The organism is Mucilaginibacter gossypii, from assembly GCF_900100945.1.
Taxonomy (GTDB): domain Bacteria; phylum Bacteroidota; class Bacteroidia; order Sphingobacteriales; family Sphingobacteriaceae; genus Mucilaginibacter; species Mucilaginibacter gossypii.
This window is the reverse complement of record NZ_FNCG01000002.1, coordinates 229940-246317: the sequence shown is the minus strand read 5'-3', so window position 1 is coordinate 246317 and position 16378 is coordinate 229940. Positions and strand designations below refer to the sequence as shown.

Genomic DNA, 16378 nt, shown 5'->3' with positions numbered 1-16378 from the left:
GATAAATACCTATTAACAGATGATAAAAGAAGCCGCCTCATAATTGACTTACGAGGCGGCTTCCTTCTATATAATACCAGTATTAATAACCCGGGTTTTGGTACATCTTAACAGGGTCAAGTTTGTACTCATCAAACGGAATCGGGTAATAACGATCTTTAGTGGTAAAGTTTGCCAATGAAGCCAAACCAAAATCAGTTTGTTTTTTTGCTTTGAAGTAAGCTACCAGATCTGCATCGTTAAAGGTACGCAACAAATCGTACCAGCGGTGATGCTCAAAAGCAAGCTCAACACGGCGCTCATGCAAAATAGCCAGCTTTAATGTTGGGTATTTGGTGGCATAATCACTGTTAGTCATTGATACAGCATAAGTTGGCATACCTGCACGTGTGCGTACCTGGTCAAGGAAGCCGATAGCAGCAGCCTGGTCGCCAAGGTAGTTATTAACTTCGGCCAGGGAAAGGATCACATCAGCATAGCGCATCAGGATCCAGTCGTTACCGCCGTAGCCATTTACGCCGGCGCTGGTGCTCACATCCCTGAATTTAGTAACAAACCAGTCTTTCACAATAGGATCATTGGCATATTTAACAGAGAAAGTCATGCGGGGATCGTTGGTTTCATACTCATTAATCAAATCATGAGTAACATTATAACCAGCACCTGATGATTTTTTTTGCGAGTTGATAGTCTCACCCTTCGCCTGGAAATTAGCCGCAATTGAAGAGCTATAATTAACATCACCCTGAATATTTACTATCTGGAAGATTAACTCCGGACATGTTGTTTTTTTTGCGACATCAAAAACATCAGTATAAGGGATGCTGTTTAGCGTGCCAAAAGTACGCATATTATAAGCATTCATTAGATATGTTTTGGCATTGGTAAGGTTAGTTGTACGGTTAGCCTGATCCTGGGTAGTTGCCATAGTAAGGTACACCTGACCCAACAGGAAATTAGCAGCCGCTTTTGAGGCTCTGCCGGTAGAAGCTTGCAGGTTAGGGAGCGGGCTGTTATTGATAACATCTGTCAGATCGGCCACTATCTGTTGATAAACAACAGCTTGCTTTTCGCGGAAAGTAGCTGCAGGCAATTCAGCATAAGATAATTGCTTAGTAACCAACGGTACATCCCCCCAAAGGCGCACCAATTCAAAATAAGTAAATGCACGTAAAAATTTGGCTTCGGCAATGTATTGCAACTTTACACTATTATCCGGAAACGGCACAGCATCAATATGCGACAACACCACGTTAGCGCGGGTAACAGTACCATAAAGCGATACCCAATGATTTTTAAGATAGGTATTGCTTGGCAGTATCGAAAAATTACCAAACTGAAAAGGTTCGCCTGCGTTTGACTGGTTATCCTGAGTACCGGTGTCATCCGAACGCTGATCTGTCCACAAATCACTGCTTTCGCCTACATTATTGCCACTGCGTAACGATTGATAAATACCGTTTACAGCCAGTAACACATCATTAGGGGTTTTATAGCTGGCATCAACCGTTATAGCGTTGGGGTCACTCTCATTTAAAAAGTCTTTTTTACAAGACGGGCTTATCGCCACTGCAACTGCAAGGCAGGCAATGGCTACAAATTTTTTATTCATCTCAATATCTCTTTAAAAAATTCATTAAAAAGTAACATTAACACCTAAGTTATAAGATCTAACCAGCGGGTAAGTACCATAATCGATACCTGGGGCCAGATTGGCAGGCTGAGTATTGTTTGAAGCAGCGCCTGAATAATTATAATCCACATCTGGGTTATAACCTTTATACTTGGTGATGGTAAATGCGTTCACAACGCTGGCAAAAACGCGTGCTTTGCTCAGGCCTAAAGTTTGCTGCAGGAAGGCAGGCAAGGTATAACCTAAAGTAAGGTTGGTACAACGCAGATATGAGCCGCTTTGCAGGTAAAAAGTTGATAAACGGGTACTGTTACTTTGCGTACCGGCACGTGAAGCACGGTAAAATGAACCGTCCCCTGGTTCAGCTTCGTTACGATAACGTTGTGCAACATTAGCATACTGGTTACCGGAACCTTCCCCATTGTACAAATAATAATCCTGCCCGTCAAGTATCTTATTACCATAAGAACCGTTGAATGAAGCACCGAAGTCAAAACGTTTGTAAGTGCTGTTAAGGGCGAAGCCGTAAGTAAATTTAGCATATGGTGAACCGATAATGGTTTTATCAGCATCATTCACAACACCGTCTTTATTGGTATCAACAAACCAAAGGTCGCCAATTTTGGCAGGGTTGGTTTGAGAAGCTGATGGAGCAGTTTTACCATAGTTAGAAGCGTTGATTATACCACCAACCTGGAAACCGTAGAACATACCGATAGGCTGGCCCTGGGTAGTTATACTGGTAAGGTATGAACGCTCGGCACCGTTGATGATGAGGGTATTTTGAGCAGGCAGTTTAACTACTTTGTTGCGGTTTAATGAAATATTACCGCTCGCGCCAAATGTAAAATCCTTTGTATTAATTATCTTACCATCTAACTGCAAGTCAAAACCGGTATTACGGATCCTTGAGTCGTGCAGATTAGTTAAGATAGTAGTACTGCCGGATATTGCCGAAATTGGCTGATTGTACAAAAGGTTATATGAATAACTTAAGTAATAGTTGGCGATAACCTGTAAACGGCCGTTAAATAAACCAATATCGGCACCAAAGTTATATTGTGAGGTTGTTTCCCAGCTTAGCTTAGGATCCTTTAAACCGCCGGCGTATGTAGCAGTAGCAATACCACCGTTTAACACTGCACCAACCGGGCTGGCCAGGGTTTGTGCGATAGCGTAGTTAGGGATATTGAAGTTACCACTTTTACCCCAGCTTGCACGAATCTTAACTGTTGACTGTTCGCCAAGGAAATTGTGATAGAAAGACTCGTCAGAAAGGTTCCAGCCTGTGGCCACAGAAGGGAAATAACCGTATTTATTTGCCGGTCCGAAACGAGAAGAACCATCGGCACGAAACGATGCGGTTAAGAAATATTTACCCGCACAGTTGTAGTTTGCACGACCAAGATATGACAATAACGTATAAGTACTTTTAGAAGCCGAGTTTAAACTAAAGAAGGCTGCATCGGCACCTTTACCTGAAAGTTCTGGTACATAATCACTCTGAAAACCGTTTGCTTTTACACTGATGTAATCGCTGGTTGTTTTTTGCGCAGTGTAACCGGCTAACGCATCAAAGTGGTGTTTACCAAATTGTTTGGTATAATTCAACGTAAACTCAGCCAGCCTGTCAACGTTAACAAGGTTTGATGCCTGTGCATTGGCCGCCAGTATTGACTGCTGAGATCCCGGAGGGAACGCACCACTGCTTATCGTGGTTGGGTAGTAGTAATCGTATTTTTCGGTATAGGTTTGTGTACCAAGGTTAGTTTTAAAATTAAAACCAGGCAAAATATTATAAGTAACGTTTGCATTATAAGTATTACGGTAACCCTTTCTATTAATTTTAATACGCTCGGCAAGTGCTACAGGATTTTCGATGCTCTGATAGCCGTATTGTGATGAACCGGCAGCTTCAACGTTTGTTTGTAAAGTACCATCAGCATTATAAGCAGGCAGGTAAGGCATATAAATCAAGGCGCCAAGGATTGGGCTATGATCAAAGCGGCCTTCTTGTGTTTCCTGGTTGGTGTTTTGAGTATAAGCTATGTTTGCACCAATATGAATACGTTTACTTACATCACCATCAATATTTGTACGAAAGTTAACACGTTGCTGACCTGTTGATTGAATAATACCTGGCTGGTTTTGATACGCACCGCTTACATAATAACGAATACCATTCGATGCTCCTGAAAAAGACAAGGTATGTTTCTGGAAAAACGTGTTGCGGTAAAGCTCGTCCTGCCAATCGGTATGTACTGTTTGTTTAATAGGGGTTTGTGAAGCAAAATCATATAAGCCGTTAGGAATGCTCACACTGCCCGAGTTACCAACGTTAGTAACGCGGGTTACGTTGTTATCCGAATACATGGCATCGTTCCAGGTATGGCCTGAATTAACCCAAAGGTCATGATAAGCGTTGTTACGTCCGTCGATAACCAGCAGTGCTGCCTGATCGGCATCAAGCAATTTTACTTTGTGGGCAAGCTGATCAACGCCGGTCTGTACATCATATTCAAAACGGCCTTTACCTTCTTTACCTTTTTTGGTAGTGATCAATACTACACCGCCAGATGCGCGTGAACCGTAGATAGCGGCAGATGCAGCATCTTTCAAAATGTCGATGCTTTCGATGTCATCAGGGTTAATGAAGATATCATTACCGGCCGGATAACCGTCAATTACATATAGGGGATCAGAGCTGGCATTGAATGAGCCAACGCCCCTTACCCTGATTTTAGTGCTTGTATAAGGTGCACCGCTGGTTTGAGACACTTGTACACCTGATACCTTACCAGCAAGGGCCTGCCCCAATGAAGGAGCAGAAAGATTAAGATCACTGGCTTTAACGCTGGCAATAGAACCGGTAACATCACTTTTACGAATAGACTGGTAACCGATGGCCACCACCTCATTAAGCATGTTTGACTTTGGTTTCATCTTAACGTTAATGGTTGATGAACCGCCAACAGTTATTTCCTGCTGCTCATAACCAATAAAGTTAAAAACCAGCATGGCGCCTTCTTCGACCGAGATGGTATATTTACCGTTTGTGTTAGTTGCGGTACCCTTATCAGTCCCTTTGATCCGAACTGATACACCGGGTAACGGAAGATTAGTTTCGTCGGTAACAATACCCGTGATTTGGGTTGCGTTATATACTATATTTTTTACCGAAGCATTTGAGATAAAAGGTTTTAGCAAAACCAGTAAAAACAATACAGGAATTAAAAAAAACCTGCTCAAAAGATTTGGGTTAATCTTTTTATTCATATTTTTAAAATTGATTGTTGAAAGAAATGACTTAAAGCCTTGGACCGCTTTTGAGTTATTTGACAATTATCCCGGACCGGGTGAGTGTTAGCGCATTCACCGGTTCTTAGTTTTATCGCCGGGCCCGATGTTAAGTTGAAGTTATGTTACATAGGCGATATTTTTAAAGACATGAGCCAAAGATTAATAATTTAATAATTATTATTGCGTTATCATTAAATAATATTAATATAAAGTTATTAATATTGTAATAATGACAGCAAAGCTAAACCTGTTATCTTAACCAAAGGATACCTTAGTGTTAAATTTACATTAAACAAAAAATAGAAAAATACTTGCCTATTTGCAGATTTTTTTGCTTTAGCCCGTTTTTTAACACTACCATGAAGTAGTGGTAAAATTCACGTTATTTTTCCGTGAGGAGGTTACGGCTATCCCTTTCTCACCACCACCGAGCAGGGAAAAACCTTCCAACTCATCGCCTCTGTCAATACCATCAACCTGGCTTAGCACCACCTGTTTACCGGCCTCTATTGATTTTTTAAGATCAACATAAGTAAGCCGCCATTGCCTGCCCTCAAGCTTATTCTGGATCAATACTAAAACGCCTTTATCAGCCTTCCAAAACAGATTTTGTACCCAGGGTGTACACGTAAATTTTTTGTAAAGCACACCAGGTTCCTTCGTGCTTTTGGCTTTGGCCAGCTTTTCAGGGTCGTATAAACGCACTTCGTTGCCGTGATCACCATAATCTGCAGTGGCTACATACCACTTATTATTATACTTTACATATTCCGGACGGGTGCCCTGGATACAGGCATCATCCTCAATGGTATTAATTAAGTTACCATCAAGCGTACCGGTTTTAAGCAAGCCTTTCCAGTTTACATTATAAATAACCGCTCTCCACTGGCTACCCGCCGCATTCAATCGGATAGAGTTGCCTATAAAGGTTGGGCCTCTATCATTGTTATAGGCTATGCCGGTAGGGTGGTTAATAATATCCTGCCCGTTTTGGGTTAGCTTATATTCCTTATGCAGATATACCAGGCTATCATTTTCCAACTTAAACTCCCGGATCATTCCAACTTCCCTGTCGCCATATAAAAATATGCGACCATTTTGGTATGAAATACCCTGGCAGGCGCCCAACGAGTCGATAGTTATGGCCCGGTTAAGCTTATGATCAATGGTACCGGTGGTGATGCTGCCGATACCTAAAACAGCAGCTACCATAGTTAAAGTAAGTTTTTGCATTAGTTTAATAAAATATTACATGAATGATCAGACCACAGCTTTAAGCTTTGCTCATTCCGCTTTCGGCTTTCTTAACGAGGGTCAAGGGGTTCGTCAGGATCAATTTGTTTGGCTTCTTCTACCGGGTAATATTCAACTTCGGTTTCGGAGTTACGCTTGGCCAGTTTATATGGCACATAGTTCAGTTCCTTTTGGCAGCGGGCATCCATATTCATTATAAAATCGGTTTGTGATTTATCGGTTACCACAATTCCGGGCTTATCGGCAGGGATACCATATTTATAAAGCAGTCTCGCGCTGTTACGCATATTTGTTGTGGTATGACGTGCATGAGGTTCAATGATGATCGCATTTTCAGGAATGTGAAGGGTTTTTACTAAATAAACTTTCATTTCCTCGGCTTCATTATACTTTGTTTTATATGGATGCACATTGCCGCCCGATACAATGATAAACGGCGCTTTGCCTGCCTTATATTCCTGTACCGCCAGTCTGCAGCGCAGCATCCCCTCACCGCTCAATGGCGATGTTAAATTATCCGGACCAGCGCCGGGTACAAGAATATTTGAATAAGGATAATCGGCCCATTTAATGGTTTTGATACGGGTTACGGCAGCCTTATTGCTACCTAACTCCATAGGCTCGTAATTGGCTGGATCCTGCCTTTCGTTGATCTGCAGATAAAGCAGGGCTGCCTGCGTAGCGGGTTCAAAAAACAGCTTTGTTCCTTTAATATCACCCAACAATGTAGCGGAAGCATCATACATCAGGGTATAATATGCCCTCGCTTTAACATTATAGCTAATAGAATCTATTTGCGGATAGTTAGGCTTTTTGCCTTCAGCATAAATGCCAATAGTGTAATTAATACTACCTGCGTCCTGCTCCCATGCTTTTATAAGCAATTGCTCTGGCGATAGTTTTTTATACAAGCTATAAAGGCCCGATGGGATCAGTTTCGATTTAACCATCCTGTCAAACGCGTTACCTGTTTTATATAGTGCTGCAAGCCGGTCGCTTACGGTTTTGATGTCCTCATCAGTTAGTTTTACCGCAGTTACTAAGCACGCCGCGTCTTTACAATCAGTAAGAGAAGTGCTAAGGGCGCTTAGCTTTTTCTGAGTGAGCTGTGCCAGTTCAGGATCGTTTTTAAGTAAATTGCTTACTTCGGCATCCTGCTCAAATAAAGTCAGCAGGCCGTAGTTTTTAATCTTTACATAATCTGTCGGGGCATTTTTAACAGGGGCCTGGGTTTGTGCAAAGGCGCTTAAACCACCTAATCCAAGCATAGTTAGTAGCAGGAGTTTTTTCATTGAGCTGTTTTTTAACAAGGCGCAAATAACGCCTAAGCAGATAAACTCAAAGTTAACTACCGGTAACTTTCCTCTTACAAAAAAGGCCTAATTTTAATTTTAATTAAGATATACCATCTTTAGGTGTAAAAAATCCATATCAAATTTGATATTTGCAAAAGCAGATAAATATCTCAAACCTCATCTATGGAAAATGCTGCCTTATTAAAAGCGATTATTGAAAATGCTATCGATGGCATTATTACTATCGATGAACGGGGGATTGTCGAATCTATTAACCCATCGGCCTGCAAGTTATTTCAATATGAACCTCATGAAGTTATCGGAAAAAATGTATCGATGCTGATGCCCCAGCCTTACAGGCAGGAGCATGATCATTACATCAATCGATATCAAACTACCGGTAAACCACATATCATTGGTATAGGTCGTGAAGTAACAGGCTTGCGTAAAGACGGCACCCAATTCCCGTTCAGACTTGGGGTTAGTGACGTAAATTTTTCGGGACGTAAAATATATGCCGGCTTTATACACGACCTTAGCCGTGAGAAGGAAGCTGAAGATAAGCTGAAGGAATACACATCACACCTGGAGGAGGTGGTAGAGGAACGCACCCTCTCCTTGAAACAATTTGTTGTTGAACTGCAAAAAACCAAGGAGGAAGTAAGCCAGTCTCTCGAGAAAGAGAAAGAACTGGGGCAATTGAAAAGCCGTTTTGTATCCATGGCATCGCATGAGTTTCGTACGCCGCTAAGCGCTGTTCAATTATCAGCCTCGCTCATTGATAAATATGCCGAGCCTTTGCACAGCCTGCAGATCAGCAAGCATGTTAATAAAATCAAAAACGCCGTTGGCAACCTCACTACCATTCTGAATGATTTTCTCTCGCTCGAAAAACTGGAAGCCGGGCGTATTGAACCATCATACACCAGGTTTGACCTGGTTAAGCTGGCCGAAGAGCTAACTGAAGAAATGCAGATTATGGCCAAGCAAAACCAAAATATCCTTTATCAGCATACAGGTACAGATAGTATGGTTTACCTCGATATTAATCTGCTCAAAAACTGCATCATCAACCTCATCACAAACGCCATCAAATATTCGGGCGAGGACAGTTTTATTGAATTTAGTACCGAAATAAATGCTTCCGGCTGTTCCATTACTGTAAAAGATAATGGCATAGGCATTCCCGAAAGCGACCAGAAGCATTTATTTGAGGCATTTTTCAGAGCGCACAATACAGGCAATATCGCGGGTACCGGTTTAGGCCTTAATATTGTGGCCCGGTACACTGCCCTTATGAACGGCAGGGTTGATTTTCAAAGTAACGTAAACGAGGGTACTTCATTCACCATTTCATTTCCCGCATCATGAACCAAAAAATCCTTATCATCGAAGATAACAACGATATCCGCGAAAACGTGGTAGAAATACTGGGGCTGGCCGGTTACACGGTATTTGAAGCCGATAATGGTAAAACCGGTATTGAACTGGCCGTTAACAACCTGCCCGATGTAATACTTTGCGATATCATGATGCCCGAACTTGATGGTTATGGCGTTTTATTTATGCTGAATAAAAATCCCGAAACTGCCGCCATACCTTTTATATTTTTAACCGCAAAGGCCGAACGGATTGACCAACGTAAAGGTATGGAAATGGGTGCCGATGATTACTTAACCAAGCCTTTTGATGATATTGAACTGCTGAACGCCATTGAAAGCAGGCTCAGGAAAAAAACTGCCCAGCAATGCTTTTATAGTCAATCGCTCGAAAACCTAAATTCAATTGTATCGAAGAACAGCGGTCTCGCTGAACTTAAACGTATTATTGGCGAACGCAAGGTACGCCTGTTTAAAAAAGACCAGGTAATTTATTATGATGGTGATAAGGGAAATGGCTTGTACCTGATATTGAAAGGCAGGGTTAAAACCGTTAAACTGGCAAACGATGGCCGTGAGTTGATGACCGCCATCCACTCTGCCGAGGAATACCTTGGCGTAAATGCTCTACTTTCGAACGAGGCTTATATCGACACAGCGACCGCCATGGAGGACAGCCATCTGTGCCTGATCCCTAAAGATCAATTAGACAACTTGCTCAATTTATACCCTGATATTGCGCGTGAGTTTATCAAACTGCTTTCTAATCATATCCGCGACCGGGAAGAGCAATTATTGCAGCTTGCGTATAACTCAGTACGGAAAAGGATGGCCGATACCCTGGTGCGACTGCATAAACAGCAGGGTGGGGATTTCAAAATTTCGCGGGAAGACCTTGCTGCTATGGCCGGTGTGGCAACTGAAACTGTGAGCCGTACCCTTACCGATTTTAAAGATGAAAACCTAATCGATAAAAAAGGAAGCCAGATCACCGTGCTTTCGCCCGAACGGCTGGCCAAAATGAAAAACTGACCGCTGCTATTTTTAGATGATCCTGCTCATTCCCTAAGTAATGATTTGATTACAACAAACCATTTGCACCCCTGTGCAACCTATTTTTGTATCAACACCAACAGCTCCTGTGGCGTTTCATAAGTTGTACCTTTGTAGCTGAGTGCTTTAGCGCCAACACATACGGTATCAACGGTTTTGGTAGTGTGTGTAATATAGATCTTCCCGCGCACGTCCGGTTCTGTACCGTCACTCACCATCTTCATACCGGTTAGCAATTGCATAACACTATCAATTCCCGGCTTTTTGTTAAAGTTTTTTTCTTTCCCTTCGGGGAAGTAATAATCAAACTTATCGCAGGTGATCCTGAACTGAGTTTCGCGGCCAAGCTCTGTGAACTTAAATTTGATGGACTGGACATCATCATTTGAGCTGGTTTTGCTTTTGCAGGCAACGAATGATGCTATCACAAGTAAAAGGATATTGAGTTTTTTCATTGGTTTATATGTTCTTCAACTTGTACTAATATCGGGGTTTTACATATACAACGTAAATATAATCCTGATAAGCCATCCATGACTGCACCTTTTCAGTATAACAAATATCAAGCGCATTCACATATGTCCAATATCGCGATTTATTGCCAAAATGAAAGCGTATGCCAAGCGTGGTATTCCTGGTTTTAAGCATGGTACGGATCTCCATACGGGCAAAGTCAAGCAATGACCTGTCACTCGCAGGATCTCCATTGAGGTTAACATCGATAAAACTTCTATCGGGCGGAAAACTAACCTTATGTTCTGAAGGTGTCAGTTTGGGCCACGAAGGATCAAACATTACCAAATCAATGCAGTTCCGTTGTGTAAACACTTTATGCTGGTGAAAGAAAAGCACGCAAAGCACAGGAAGTAAAACCAGGCTAATTAATCCAGGAGCGTAGGTAATAGGTTTGTGGGGAGCTAAGGTTAATATTTTCATGATGAGGTTTATAGTATTAAGTTCACTATATAACGTCAAATCATCAAAATTATTCCTGTAAACTCTTACTACTTCAATTCATCCAACACCCTGAACATTTTCTCCTTTATACCACGGCTCGGGCCGCTGAAATTATTAACCATGATAGAAAAACAAAGCTCTCGCCCGTTTTTGGTTTGATAACCGGCATAGCACAACACATTGTTGATGCTACCGCTTTTCATTTTCATATCATTATAAACCGGCAGACTTGTATAAAAATCAGCAAACCAGCTTTCCTTCTTTGCCGATTGCAGGATGCGGGCCAGCGTTAACGTAGTTACCCTGTCACCGGGCGAAAGGCCGCTGCCGTCGTAAATATTCATGCTGCGGGTATCTATACCTTTGGCCGCCCAAAACTTTTGTACCTCATCCACACCATTTGCCGTTGTAGGCTTGCGTCCCTGTTTCCAGGCTATGGTTTTGAGCAGTTGCTCAGCGTAAAGGTTAATACTTTTCTGATTAAGCCAGTAAACTATTTTGCTTAAAGTTGGTGATGATATAGTTGCCAGATTTTTAGCAATTACAGGCAATGGCAGGTTTTTAGCGCTCAACGTATTGGCTGATTCCGGCTCATTACCGATAATGATACCTAAACCCCTCAGCGTATCATTGAGCCGCAACGCAGCATCATAAGCAGCATCGGGTAAGGCCGCCGAAATACTTTTCTTATCCTGATCAATGGCATAAGTACCACGCAGATATATTACTTTACTGTCAACCGGTAAAAAAGCATAAGCATTATCGCCTGATCCGGCAGAACCATTTGTCAACTCGCTTTTAAATGCAAGGTATGGCATCAGCGGAATAGTACGCGATATGCCAACTTGGCTACCAACCGCACCCGTACGCAGCTTTATATCAAATTGATTTTCGCGCCAGCAAAGACCCGATGTACCGGCTCCGTAATAGTTACCGATGTCCTGCCAGATCCAGCCTTCGGGGATGGATTGTGTACCGAAGATGCTGTCATCGCCAATGATGCGGCCGTTAACTTTTTTGATCCCGGCCTTTTGCAGGGCATCGGCCATAAGGGCTATTACACGCCCCTCTTTGGTTTGCTCATAACGCCAGCTGCCCAGGGTTGGATCGCCAGCACCTTTAATGATGATATCTCCGGTCAGGGTGCCATCGGCCCCAATCTCGCCGGTATAACCTAATTGCGTTTGATATTGAAAATCGGGACCTAAAATATTAAAAGCCGTAATACTGGTAATGGTTTTAAGCGTTGAAGCGGTAGCCAAACCCATGTTAGGGTTACCGCCAAACACCTGTTCCCCGGTTTTGGCATCAAGTACGGTTAATGATACTGAAGCATAATTGCACTGGCTATCCGCCTGCAACCTCCCAAAAGCATTTGATATTTTTTGCTGAAGCGTTTGCGCCGCAACAGACTCTCCTATAAATAAAAAACTAATTACCAGTAAGCGCCTCATCCTGTTTTTTAACGTTCCGTTGCGAAATATAATATATCGGTAAACCTATAAGCACAATTCCGAGCCCGATAAGTGTAAAGCTTTGTTTATAAACAAGCAACAAAATACAAAATGCAATCCCCATGACAATGTAAAGTGCAGGCAAAATGGGATAACCTATAGCTTTATAAGGACGTTCGGCATCAGGGAGTTTAGCACGTAAAATAAATATGCCCAATATAGTCAGTACATAAAATACCACTACCACAAATGAGATCATATCCAGCAAATCGCCATAACGACCACTCAGACAAAGTAACGAGGCAACTACGCACTGGATCCATAAACCAAACTGTGGCACACCAAATTTATTCAGGCTGCCTGTTTTCTTGAAAAACAGACCATCTTTGGCCATAGTGTAATAAACCCTCGCCCCCGAAAGGATCAAACCGTTATTACAGCCAAACGTTGACACCATGATCATAAGGGCAATTATGTAAGTGCCCACGTTACCAAAAATAACGTGTGAAGCAGCTACAGCCACCCTATCCTTATCGGCAACAGTAATTTCATGTAATGACAATACGCCAGTGTAGACCACATTGGCCATCACGTAAATAAAAGTCACAATGATAGTACCCCACATCATACTTAAAGCAACGTCGCGTTTCGGGTTCTTCATTTCGCCGGCAACAAAGGTCACACTATTCCAGGCATCGCTACTAAAGATAGAACCAACCATGGCTGCGGCAATAGCGCCAAGTGCTGTACCTGTGGTGAGAGTAGTAATGCTGCCGTCTTTATTTAGGTTATGCAAATCCCACGCGTTTGTCCAGTTGGCATGCCATATATCTGCTTTAAAAGCAAAAAGGCCAAAAATTATAAGACCAAAAAGACTGATAAGCTTGGTTAAAGTAAAAACGGTTTGAATAACCTTTCCGCCCTTTACCCCGCGGGTATTTACATAAGTAAGGATAATGATCAATATAATAGATACCACCTGGGCGGCACTTATAGCAAAAAACTTCGCATCACCCGTTGATGTTGCCCCGGTTTGCAACTTCCATAATATATTATCCTCGCTAAAAGCAGGTATTAAATAGGCGGTGAATTTACTGAAAGCCACCCCCACCGCCGCGATAGTGCCCGTTTGGATCACTGCAAAAAAGCTCCAACCATATAAAAAAGCGACGAGCTTGTTGTAAGCCTCCTTTAAATATACATATTGGCCACCAGCTTTGGGAAACATACCGCTCAATTCGCCATAACTTAGGGCCGCGGTAAGGGTCATGAAACCGGTGATAACCCAGATAGCTATCAGCCAGCCAGCCGAGCCAACGTTACGGGTAATATCTGCACTAACAATAAAAATACCTGAGCCTATCATGGATCCTGATACCAGCATGGTACCGTCCAGCAAGCTAAGCTCATGTTTCATTTTTGGTTGCGATGAGTTTTTCGCCATATATTGTTTTAGGGTTTAAATCTCTAAACTATTCAAAAAACTTTAATATTAACGATCACTATAGTAAATAAATAAAATTACTATTTTGCAATCACCAATTGTTATTACACACTGTTAAACCAAGCAGTACTACTTTATTAAACCAAATTTGTGATATGGATTTTCTGAACAATTATTTAATTTATTTAATTCCTGTTTTGGGGCTTATCGGGATCCTTGTTATGGCTATTAAAGCCGCCTGGGTTACCAAACAAAACGCCGGTGACGGCGACATGGCCATGCTTGCCGGTTACATTGCAGATGGCGCTATGGCCTTTTTACGTGCCGAATGGAAAATATTAGGCGGATTTGTTGTGGTTGCCGGTATTTTGCTGGCATGGTCGGGCACAACGGTTGCTACTTCAAGTCCTGTTATTGCCATATCATTTCTGATAGGCGCGTTTCTATCTGCCTTTGCAGGTTATCTGGGGATGCGTATTGCTACCAAAGCTAACGTACGAACCACACAGGCCGCACGGACCAGTTTGGCACAAGCTTTAAAAGTATCGTTTACCGGCGGAACCGTAATGGGCCTGGGTGTGGCCGGTTTGGCTATTATTGGTTTAGGATCGCTTTTTATTGTTTTTTATCAGTTTTATGTTGTTAAAGTAGCAGGCAGCAGTGTTAACGGCGAAGCCATGGCAAAAGCGCTTGACGTTTTAGCCGGTTTTTCATTAGGTGCAGAATCCATAGCGCTGTTTGCCCGTGTTGGCGGTGGCATTTACACCAAAGCGGCCGACGTAGGTGCTGACCTTGTTGGTAAAGTTGAAGCCGGTATCCCCGAGGATGACGTGCGCAACCCGGCCACCATTGCCGATAACGTAGGTGATAACGTAGGCGATGTTGCAGGTATGGGTGCCGACCTTTTTGGCTCATATGTAGCTACTATGCTGGCTACTATGGTGCTGGGCCGTGAAATCGTATCACACGATAAATTCGGTGGTATTGCCCCCGTATTGCTGCCAATGGTAATTGCCGGCCTTGGCTTGATATTTTCGATAGTGGGCGCGGCTATGGTGAAAATCAAATCAGAAACCGACAGTGTGCAAAAAGCATTGAACATAGGTAACTGGGCATCAATTATACTAACTGCTGTAGCTACTTATTTTGTTGTTCAATGGATGTTACCTTCGGACGAATTTCACATGGTACGTGATGAAGTTAACGGGGTAGTAAAAACTGACGTGATACCTTTTACAAAAAACGGTGTTTTTGGATCGATATTGGTTGGCCTCGTAGTAGGTACTTTAATGTCGATTATAACCGAGTACTACACCGCCATGGGTAAACGCCCGGTATTGAGCATTATCAGGCAGTCGTCAACCGGTCACGCTACCAATATCATCGGCGGTTTATCTGTAGGTATGGAATCAACTGTACTGCCTATCCTTGTTTTGGCATCGGGTATTTACGGGTCATATTACTTTGCCGGTTTATATGGTGTAGCTATCGCCGCCGCCGGTATGATGGCAACAACGGCCATGCAGCTGGCGATAGATGCTTTTGGGCCTATTGCGGATAATGCCGGCGGTATTGCCGAAATGAGCCGCCTGCCCGAAGAAGTACGCCACCGTACCGATAACCTGGACGCTGTTGGTAACACTACAGCCGCTACAGGTAAAGGTTTTGCCATTGCTTCAGCAGCATTAACTTCATTAGCCTTATTTGCGGCTTTTGTGGGCGTTGCAGGCATTGAACATATTGATATTTATAAAGCCAATGTATTGGCAGGTCTGTTTGTTGGCGGAATGATTCCATTCATTTTTTCTGCCTTGGCGATAGCAGCCGTGGGCAGGGCCGCCATGGCCATGGTAGAAGAAGTTAGGCGCCAGTTCCGCGAAATTCCGGGTATCATGACTTACGAGGGTAAACCAGAATACGAAAAATGCGTGGCCATATCTACCAAAGCATCTATCCGCGAAATGGTTGCCCCTGGTTTAATCGCGCTGATCACCCCTATCATCATCGGTTTTGCCTTTGGCCCCGAAGTGTTAGGCGGCTTGCTGGCAGGCGTTACCGTATCGGGCGTATTGATGGGGATTTTCCAAAGCAATGCAGGTGGTGCATGGGACAACGCCAAAAAATCATTTGAGAAAGGCTGCGATATCAATGGCGAGATCTTCTACAAAAAATCGGAACCGCACAAAGCATCAGTAACAGGTGATACTGTAGGTGATCCGTTTAAAGATACTTCAGGCCCATCCATGAACATCCTTATTAAGTTAATGTCGATAGTTTCACTGGTTATTGCCCCGCACCTGAACAGCCATTCGGCTGCAACCAGCGCCAGGATTCAAAAAGAAATGAACAAACACCCTATGAGCATTCATGTGGTTGTTAAAGCAGAGAAAAGCGTTTAATAGCTTTTATAGTTAATGAAGAGAGCCGCCTGTTGAGGGCGGCTTTTTTTGTTTGAACCAGAATTTATACGATTTGCCGGATTATCGGTTTATTAATAAGAACGGGCCGCGGAGAACATAGACGAGATTTGAGAACCTCTATTTAACATAATCCCTTTCACCTTTCACCTTTCACCTTTCACCTTTCACCTTTCACCTTTCACCTTTCAC

General features: G+C 42.9%; 11 protein-coding genes. 3 read left to right on the top strand and 8 right to left on the bottom strand.

Translation table 11 applies throughout. The annotated features are described in order from the left end of the window. Nucleotides 1-82: 82 nt before the first annotated feature. The 4 genes from BLS28_RS04430 to BLS28_RS04415 form a co-directional block, all read right to left on the bottom strand. Nucleotides 83-1612, bottom strand: coding sequence for a RagB/SusD family nutrient uptake outer membrane protein (locus BLS28_RS04430; RefSeq protein WP_091163087.1), 1530 nt, complete (start codon nucleotides 1610-1612; stop codon nucleotides 83-85). Nucleotides 1613-1636: 24 nt separating this feature from the next. Beyond that, complete coding sequence (locus tag BLS28_RS04425; RefSeq protein ID WP_091163086.1) at nucleotides 1637-4909, bottom strand: SusC/RagA family TonB-linked outer membrane protein; 3273 nt, start codon at nucleotides 4907-4909, stop codon at nucleotides 1637-1639. A 378-nt stretch (nucleotides 4910-5287) separates the two neighbouring features. Next, nucleotides 5288-6166: a hypothetical protein gene (locus tag BLS28_RS04420; protein ID WP_091163085.1), complete on the bottom strand. Its 879-nt coding sequence runs from the start codon at nucleotides 6164-6166 to the stop codon at nucleotides 5288-5290. Nucleotides 6167-6237: 71 nt separating this feature from the next. Next, nucleotides 6238-7479, bottom strand: a complete 1242-nt coding sequence (locus tag BLS28_RS04415; RefSeq protein WP_091163084.1) for a YdcF family protein — start codon at nucleotides 7477-7479, stop codon at nucleotides 6238-6240. Nucleotides 7480-7665: 186 nt separating this feature from the next. Here BLS28_RS04415 and BLS28_RS04410 point away from each other — a divergent pair, with 186 nt between their 5' ends. Next, on the top strand, nucleotides 7666-8853 hold the full coding sequence (locus tag BLS28_RS04410; RefSeq protein WP_091163083.1) for a PAS domain-containing sensor histidine kinase: 1188 nt from the start codon (nucleotides 7666-7668) through the stop codon (nucleotides 8851-8853). Continuing rightward, nucleotides 8850-9893 (top strand): response regulator, encoded by a 1044-nt coding sequence (locus BLS28_RS04405; RefSeq protein ID WP_091163082.1) that lies wholly within the window; start codon nucleotides 8850-8852, stop codon nucleotides 9891-9893. Before BLS28_RS04410 ends, BLS28_RS04405 begins: the two co-directional genes overlap by 4 nt. Before the next feature lie 80 nt (nucleotides 9894-9973). Here BLS28_RS04405 and BLS28_RS04400 read toward each other — a convergent pair whose 3' ends face one another. The 4 genes from BLS28_RS04400 to BLS28_RS04385 form a co-directional block, all read right to left on the bottom strand. After that, the gene (locus tag BLS28_RS04400; RefSeq protein WP_091163081.1) at nucleotides 9974-10369 is read right to left on the bottom strand and encodes a hypothetical protein; all 396 of its coding nucleotides are present in this window, start codon (nucleotides 10367-10369) and stop codon (nucleotides 9974-9976) included. 25 nt (nucleotides 10370-10394) lie between these two features. Then, the gene (locus BLS28_RS04395; protein WP_091163080.1) at nucleotides 10395-10850 is read right to left on the bottom strand and encodes a hypothetical protein; all 456 of its coding nucleotides are present in this window, start codon (nucleotides 10848-10850) and stop codon (nucleotides 10395-10397) included. 68 nt (nucleotides 10851-10918) lie between these two features. Further along, complete coding sequence (gene dacB, locus BLS28_RS04390) at nucleotides 10919-12325, bottom strand: D-alanyl-D-alanine carboxypeptidase/D-alanyl-D-alanine endopeptidase (protein ID WP_091163079.1); 1407 nt, start codon at nucleotides 12323-12325, stop codon at nucleotides 10919-10921. Further along, nucleotides 12303-13769, bottom strand: coding sequence for an APC family permease (locus tag BLS28_RS04385; protein WP_091163078.1), 1467 nt, complete (start codon nucleotides 13767-13769; stop codon nucleotides 12303-12305). The genes dacB and BLS28_RS04385 overlap by 23 nt, the downstream gene beginning before the upstream one ends. A gap of 155 nt (nucleotides 13770-13924) precedes the next feature. Between BLS28_RS04385 and BLS28_RS04380 the strand changes: the two genes are divergently transcribed. Next, entirely contained in the window at nucleotides 13925-16168 is a 2244-nt protein-coding gene (locus BLS28_RS04380; protein ID WP_091163077.1) for a sodium-translocating pyrophosphatase, read from the top strand. Nucleotides 16169-16378 lie beyond the last annotated feature (210 nt).

Bases quoted from the DNA above. Each gene is read 5' to 3' on its own strand.
- dacB (WP_091163079.1), bottom strand. From the start codon at position 12,325: ATGAGGCGCTTACTGGTAATTAGTTTTTTATTTATAGGAGAGTCTGTT.
- BLS28_RS04415 (WP_091163084.1), bottom strand. From the start codon at position 7,479: ATGAAAAAACTCCTGCTACTAACTATGCTTGGATTAGGTGGTTTAAGC.
- BLS28_RS04385 (WP_091163078.1), bottom strand. From the start codon at position 13,769: ATGGCGAAAAACTCATCGCAACCAAAAATGAAACATGAGCTTAGCTTG.
- BLS28_RS04430 (WP_091163087.1), bottom strand. From the start codon at position 1,612: ATGAATAAAAAATTTGTAGCCATTGCCTGCCTTGCAGTTGCAGTGGCG.
- BLS28_RS04405 (WP_091163082.1), top strand. From the start codon at position 8,850: ATGAACCAAAAAATCCTTATCATCGAAGATAACAACGATATCCGCGAA.
- BLS28_RS04400 (WP_091163081.1), bottom strand. From the start codon at position 10,369: ATGAAAAAACTCAATATCCTTTTACTTGTGATAGCATCATTCGTTGCC.
- BLS28_RS04395 (WP_091163080.1), bottom strand. From the start codon at position 10,850: ATGAAAATATTAACCTTAGCTCCCCACAAACCTATTACCTACGCTCCT.
- BLS28_RS04420 (WP_091163085.1), bottom strand. From the start codon at position 6,166: ATGCAAAAACTTACTTTAACTATGGTAGCTGCTGTTTTAGGTATCGGC.
- BLS28_RS04380 (WP_091163077.1), top strand. From the start codon at position 13,925: ATGGATTTTCTGAACAATTATTTAATTTATTTAATTCCTGTTTTGGGG.
- BLS28_RS04425 (WP_091163086.1), bottom strand. From the start codon at position 4,909: ATGAATAAAAAGATTAACCCAAATCTTTTGAGCAGGTTTTTTTTAATT.
- BLS28_RS04410 (WP_091163083.1), top strand. From the start codon at position 7,666: ATGGAAAATGCTGCCTTATTAAAAGCGATTATTGAAAATGCTATCGAT.